General features: G+C 43.9%; 1 protein-coding gene. It reads left to right on the top strand.

Annotated features, from left to right (window positions below; genetic code table 11):
• On the top strand, positions 1-8,097 hold an 8,097-nt coding region (locus ACKPQ4_RS06340), incomplete at both ends, for a hypothetical protein (RefSeq protein WP_407680357.1).

The following is an 8,097-nucleotide window of genomic DNA, read 5'->3' as shown; positions in this document are numbered from 1 at the left end:
AAATCGAATCTCGGGTCAACGGATTTGATCTTGAGCAAGCAGTCGCATATCAGGCATCCAACTTTATATACACCGACCAATACGGTGCCATCGGCACCCACAACCCGGAAGAATTTTTCACCCGTTTATTCCGTAATAAATACGAGCAGGATCCAAGCCCGGTACAAATTGCAAGAGGGGTTGAATTGCTCGATGGTTCAATCGAGCAAAATCTATCAGCAACTGGAATTTCACAGCAAGATTTTCTAAGTGGGTTTGCCCTGGATAATGCAGTTATGAGTGTGGGTGCCTTTAACTACACTGGAAACCTTGCCATTCCCAACGTTCCACTTGATGCGGCCGCGTTTGGAGAGACTGCTCTGGTATATTCTGCTCTTATTGGCAAGGCTCCGTCTGAGGCAGAGGTTGCAAAAATTACTCTTACCCCAAATTACGAACTTCGTCCCATGGCTGAGCGGGCTCGTATGATTATGGAAATGCCCGCCTATGCTGCACGCTACGGATTAGCTATGCCCGAGGTTTCCATGCCGGGGGTGAGGAACGGTAGGGAGTATGATCCAGGCGAGGTTATTTTGATCGATGCGACTTCTTTGGGTGCTGACGATTTGGCTGGTACTGCAGATGATGGACAGGTCCGTGAGATTGAGGTATATTTAAATGGGACCTTGCAGGGTAGTTTATCCAGCGGAATTCTTACCAGTGGTTCCCGTTATGAGTTTTATGAATTCAATATTCCCAGTGATCAACCCGCGGGCGAATATTTGTTGGAAGCAATCGCAGAAGATAGGGCGGGCTTACGCTCCCGTGCATCTGCATCCATAGTAATTCGGGGATCTGTTGATGTTAATATGACGGGCCCGGAATTGGGAGAGACCTTATACTGGGACCAAATTGTTGATTTCACTTATTCTGCAGATACTAATGTGACATCATATTTGGAAGTGGATGGAATGGTTCCATGGAAGGGCAGGCTCGCTTTTGACGGAACTGATCTCCCCGAGGATAATGCCACCCTCGAAATTTCTGACGGTACGGGTAGGGATCCAGTCGTATTTGAATTCGATAGCAATGATACGCCGGGAGTTGTGCCCAATGTAAGCCTTGAGGAAATGGAAGCATCAGTGGCCAGCAATCTTTCGGTATCTGGCAATTATCTGGGCACACAGCCGCGCACTTACCTGATCGAAATTGATGGGGATGGAACATCCAATGGTAATGATACTTTTCGTTGGTCCATCGATGGGGGAGCAAACTTTAATGATTCCCAAATTGAAATATCCGCTGGGGTTGCTCAGTCCTTAAGTGCAGGCCTCTCCATAACCTTTGCCAACGCCACAGGTAATGCCACAGGCGATAGATGGCGAGTCGAGGTGGAGCCCAGGCGTTATATTGTCGAAGTAGGAAAGTATGGAAATTTTAAAGACCGTATAGAAACAACCAAGAGAAGTCTGATCGATGCCATTAATCGCGCATCCAACGACAATAAATTAGCAATCCGTGCACAGGACGGATCCTCTGATACCTCGGGTGGTGGTGGCTTCTTCAATCAGAATATCGAACCGCGATCGGTCGGGCTATTGCATGATGGTTCTTATCCAATTGTCCGCTCAGTTTTGGTAGATGAGGGTAATGAGACAGGGACCACTCTATTGTACCGGGAAGATTTAGATTTGATTGATGCCAATGGAACAAGTGGGACATTACAGGCAGACTTAAGCAAGTGGCTACACCCGGGTGCATCGTTGATCAAAACACGGGTGGTTTCCATATCTGCAGATACAAATGATACCAGTTATTCTGCACCCCGACATTTTGAGGTAAGAAATAATAGTCGTGCTTATGTTGACCTCATTCAACCAACTGGAAGAAAAGCTGTTTTGCGCTTTAAGGAATCCTTTGTTGGAGATGAACTAAATGCTTCTGATATCGAAATTTTTGATCCGGGCCTGGGATATGATAATGATTCTATCCACTTCAGCTTCTTAACGGCGAATGGTTCTGGTGGTGAGCTCAATGCGACTCTTGATGATAATGGCAGTATTACAGCTCTAACAGTGGTAAGCCCAGGGACAGGTTATGCTCAGGGAGATGTAATATTAATCACCGCACCTTATCGTTACCGTGTGGGTGAGGAAATGACCATTCGGGCAAAAATAAATGATCCCTTAGGTGAACTTTCTCAAATGATTTTTACCAGCAATGGTGATGAAATTGCCGGCCAGCATGAGATTTATGGAGACGAGCATTTGATTTCATTCACTCCTCGTTCCGAACAACCAGGTTTCCTTTCAGCCCGTCCGTTTTACGGAGATACGAGGGATATTGCCCCCAGATTGATGAATGATGGGTCTAAAAATTTCAATTGGTCGGGTCAGGAAAATGCACCCACTGTGGGAGATTGGGGATGGCGACGTAGTTGGGAACAACAGCACTGCCATCCCGGGCAGTATGTGGCTCCACCCTGGTACTGGGGAAATCTCGATGGTTACTGGCAATGGCCACCTCCTTGGTTGTCTTCAGAAAGCATCCCAGGTGGTGTTGCAGTCCAACCCCTTCCTTCAGGAGTAACCGCAGTACTGATTAATCCAAGTCCGACTGATCCTTCGTTAAATAATTTCACTTTGGGCGTGGAAGTCGAAATTGCCGTTTCCGTGGCTGCAGAAGTTGGAACAGTTGAGGATGTGCGTCTATTTTTGGACGGAAAATTACTAGATCTTGAGCTCAGGTTTCCACAACCAGTACCAGGCTCTCCGGTGGGTTCTTACAGTAGAGATGGGCTTTATGGATTTGTATGGACTCCCAGCCGACCTGGCACTTATGAACTTACAGTTCAGGCAACGGATAATGCTGGTAAGGTGTCAGAGTTTACAGAGTTATCCAAAGCTGTAGTTGTGGTGGGTACCGAGACTTTGGGTGCGGCTCCCATTGTTCGAATGACAGAGCCTGTACCTGGAGGTTTTGGCGATACTTTCCCAGATTATTCTTATGGTTCCAGCCTTTTTGTGAATGTATTGGCTTACGATCCTGATGGCGACCTGGAGTATGTAAAAATATTTCTTAATGGAGAAGAGTTAGGCCCTCCCCAAGGGAGATTTGGAAACACTTATGTTTTTAAATGGGAAGTTGCTACCGAGACTGCATTTTTTCAAAACTTTGTTCTGCAGGCAGTGGCCAAAGATAATGACGGAAATGTGGTGCGTTCTGGTACATTGGCGGGACTAATTGCCGATAACTCGGCCAATACACGTCCAACTGTAAATGTGGACAATGTGACCGTGGACAATGAGGGAGTAAAAATCAGAGCACTTGCGGAGATAAATGATAATTCTTTCTTCGGTGGGATATCCAGAGTTCAATTTTTCATAAATGGAGTGACATTAGACGCGGTTGGAGGGCAAGGCACTTTTTTTGCCGACGGTTTGACGGAATACCTAATGGATTGGAAACCCGATCAGGCTGGTACTTATAATATTTATGCAATGGCGGTTGGCAGTGTGGGTCAAACAGGAGACCATTATACAATAAGCGAGCCTTTTGTTTTTGAGTTGTCTGAAGATCAGCTTGCTCAATTTTCAAGCCCCAATGCCGGACCAACGATACGTCTGGTTTCTCCAGGTCCCCACATCGAAAACCAGGCAATTGCACGTGCCCATTTGGATGAAAGTTTAACCGCTGTCGATTCAGCCTACGGCCAAGTCCAAAGTTTATCAATGATCGCTTATGGTCAAAATTATACTACTGTTCCTACGGTAACGATTTCTGGTGGTGGTGGTGCTGGTGCCGAAGGAAATGCTACTTTGAGAAATGGTGCTATTACCCGTATTTCCTTAACAAATGGCGGAAAAAATTATGATCAAAATTTAGAGCTCAATATAACTTCCAGTTCAGATTTTAATGGAACTGGATTAGTGCTCGATCCCGTATTAAGGAACGGAGTTATTACAAATATACCGGTATTATCCAAGGGACTGGGATACAAGTCCTCTGATTTAGTCGGTATTTTTGATTTACAAAATGCGGTCAGGGCTGGTTATGGAGGTAGAGCTTCTCTTGAGGTGGATGAAAATGGATCGATTACATCGATTAACATTCTTGATGGTGGACAAAATTATAACCTGACTTATTTGAGAGTGGTGGTCACGGGTTCGGGGTATGGGTTTGAGGCAGATTTGCCTAATGTTACCTTGGAAGACGGAGTGGTTAACAAAATTATTATTACTGATCCTGGATCAGGATATTCCGATGATCATAATTATTCCATACAAGCAGTAAATGGAACACAGGGGAGTGGTACAGGTTTGCTGGCATCGATAAGCGGTACAGATATTAAAGATGGTGTGGTCACCGTCTCGTTGACTGATAATGGTCAGGGCTATATTTATGAACCAAGCGTAATCCTTACAGGAGGTTCATCTACAAGTTTTGCATCCCCTTTTGTCTTTACTCAGGGATCTATAGTTACCCTGGAAGCAGAGGTAGAAGACCTGGATGGCTATGTGGAAGAAGTCAGGTTTTATGGAAATGGACAGCTTTTAGGAAATAATCCACAGGGAGGCATAGAGTCCTTAACCATTGTTAGTCGTGGCAATCCAAATTCCTTTTCGGAACCGCCTGTCATTTCTTTTATTGGTGGTGGAGCTGGGGTGGGGGCAGTGGCGCAGGCTTCTATAGATGAAAATGGAACCCTTATTGGTGTTCAGATAACTTCACCGGGGGTAAATTATACCTCACCACCTGCCGTTGTCATAAGTCCGAGTAATGGTGTGCTTATTGCCGCAACTGTGGATACCGAGATTAGAAATAATGCCAGAAATATACCCGGTACAAACAGATGGGTCGCGGACTGGAATACTCGATTTTCTGGAACCTATAATTTGTCAGTAGAAGCGATCGATGATGAATCCAAGAGTTCACGGGTATCTACTGAACGATATGTTACAGTCCTTCCTCAGGGTCCTTCAAAAGCTCCCAGGGCTATTCTGTTAGGGCCACCCGATTTAAGTACTTATACATCCGGTTCCAGGCTTAAAATTTTTGCACAAGCCAGTGACCCAGACGGATCTTTAGAATGGGTCCAGTTTTATGTGAATGGAGAGCCCTACGGAGATCCCATTGCAGGTAATCTTGAACGAAGTAGTGCCCGTTTTCCATACAGCTTAGATTGGGTCGTGCCTGAATCAGGGGTTTACTCCTTTTTTGCAAGAGTTATGGACAACAGTGGAAATGGAGCCATGACCGGAATATCGACCATCACCGCAACTACTGGAACAGGTAAGATTCCTGAAGTTGAGTTTCAGCAACCTTTACGAGTGGCACATGCAGAACCAGTGATCGATAATAATGGAAGCATATCCGACTTTATTGTAAAAGACGGAGGTTTTGGTTATGTGAAAGTGCCCGAAGTTTACATTTCTGGTGGAGATGGTAAGGCTGTAGCCACAGTTAAAATTGACCAGAATAATTCCAGTCCATTCTTTGGCCAGGTAATCGATATCAATGTAACCAATGGTGGATCAGGTTATGATCAGAATAACACCATGGTTGTCTTACTAAAAGGGTTCCCTCTGATTAAGCCTGGTGGAGAATCTGCGACTGTGGAAGTCGAGTTGGAGCTAATAGAAACTCAGGGTACAGCAGGTAGACAATGGCAGCCAACGTTTAATATTTTGGACGGAGGAACAGGTTATACCGAAGCCCCCACGGTTGTAATAGAAGGCCTTGGCACTGGTATGACCGCAGATGCGGTAATCGATCCTGACAGAGGAATTCTTACCGCAGTCAACCCGACAAATAATGGCGATGGCTATTATCAAACAGGAAATAGAGTAACTCTGGAAGGGGGCTTTCCTCTGGAAGTAAGAACCTTTAGAGTACAAGCGTCTGATGAAGATGGATCCGTTGTTCAGGTAACCCTATTTGTCAATGGTGCTCCTTTGCAGATTGATCGATTCCCTCCTTACGAATTCCAGTGGCCGAGTGGTGCTGCTGGGTACTATGATGTTTACTTTGAAGTCTTGGACAACCAGGGAAATAGAAATGTCTCTTCGGTGATGCGAAGAGAAGTATTTTACTCGGAAGCACCAGAATTTGAGTTTCAACCAGCTTCTCATGCAGTAGTTTCTGCACAAGTGGATGTGAATGGGAGCTGGGAACTCGGGACACTTTCACCTTCATATGCCGGAACAGGGTATCATTCACCACCTAATGTAGTCTTTTTTGATCCTCAGCAAATGGGCTCTGGTGCTTCGGGCTATGCTAAGATAACAGGTGGTAAAGTAACCGAGATTCAAATTACTAACGAGGGGAACGGATATTCCCAAGACTCAGAGATCAGATTGATTGGCGGACTCAATACTGCCCTTGATCCAGTCCGTATGGAATTGGGCAAAACCCTGCCTTTGACTATTTATGCTTATGATCAAGATTCTATGATTAATCCGGTTGGATTTGTACTGGAAGTAAATGGGGAGGAGATGGATACATTAATTACCGGCTCTGATCCTTATTTTTCATTCCTTTGGTCTCCAGATGTGCCTGGAGATTATGACATACGGGTACGTGGTTCGTCTGTAGATGGTACAGAGGCATATACCCAAAATCTTGATGTTGAGGTTTATAACGATTCGGAAAACTCGGTCGCATTACTTATAGAAACGGAGGGATCTGGAAACTCCAAACATGCTATTGGAGATGTGGTTAATCTACCATTTTCAATCAATTCGAAACTTGGAACTGTTGAAGAAATTCGAATATTTGACAATGGAGTTGAGGTAGGAAGCTATCCTTCCCAACAAATGAACAACCTATCCTATGAATCTGGTTCTGGGTTCTTTAATTTTGCTTGGGTTCCAAATTATTCAGGTATTCATGATATTACAGTTTCAGTAAAGCTCCAGAGTGGTTTGTATATTTTTTCGAATGTACATTCATTCGAAGCAGTCAATGGGCTGAGCATTTCGATTTTGAATAGATCGCCAGGATTGGATGGATACAAGCTACATATGCAAGGTACTTCGGTCATTGTAGAAGTAGCAATTGATCAAAGTAAAGCACCTCAATTTTCAGAAGCCTATCTTTATGGTAATGATAAATTTATTAAAAAGATGAAGTTTTTTCAGCAAGGTGTGGAGCAACCTTCGGCCTTGGACATGGAGGAAAGTCAAATAGGGCAAACTATGATTGTTCCTTACCAGCACGATCCAACTGTGTCTACATTGGAGTGGAACTTTGACTGGAATGTATCATACAAGAATTTTAAGGATGACCTATCTTCACACACTTCAAAGGCATTTGATGGCGGCAATCCAATTGATGTGGTTGAAGTTGATTTGAAAGTAATCGCTGTTACCAAAGAAAATGCAACCAGTGGAACCCAAGGTAGGGTAATCACTTCAGAAACTAAACCCGCCTATGTTCGTGTCCTTGATATGAACAAACCTGTAAGTGCAAGCTCAATGATTTACAAGGAAATGACTGGAGAAAGTGCAACTGATGAAGTTGTCAGAGATTTAAAAGCTTCCATACCTGAAAATGCAGATGTAGAAACAATGCTCGAGATTTTGGTCAATTATTCTATCGGGGAAGATCTTGTTCCTATGGCTGATTTGGCTGGAGCGTACGCTGTTTTATTTGGGGAATCCCATCCTACAACCGAATCTTTTGAAGAAGATTATGAAGATTATGGCGATAATCTTCTTGGGTATATAAGAGACCAACTACAATCAACGAGATATGTCTCCAGGTATGGTCCAATTTATTCTGATCGAGCGCAATTTTTTGGGGTCAGGGAGGGAGACTATTTTGCCAATCGTACGCAATTTGTAACTCGTCATTTTATAAATAAGTTTGGGATTCAGCCTACCGTTAATCAATACACCGTAGGTGCAAATAAATTATGGAATGCCAGACAAGCTAATTTAAATGATAATTTAACTCCGGCAGTAGACTTTATTTATAACCTTGTCATTGAACCGACCAGATCTTTGGGATTATCAGGATCTTTAAAAGAAACTTATTTACCTTTCATGAATTCTGCTCGTGGTCAGTACCTTGATACTGCAAAGCAGTTTATATTGTTAAAGAACTTACAGACTGAAG

Origin of the sequence: Candidatus Chordibacter forsetii, assembly GCF_964187505.1 — a bacterium.
Classification (GTDB): domain Bacteria; phylum Verrucomicrobiota; class Verrucomicrobiia; order Opitutales; family Seribacteraceae; genus Chordibacter; species Chordibacter forsetii.
The sequence above is the reverse complement of the archived record's forward strand: the minus strand, read 5'-3'. Positions and strand labels throughout refer to the sequence as shown.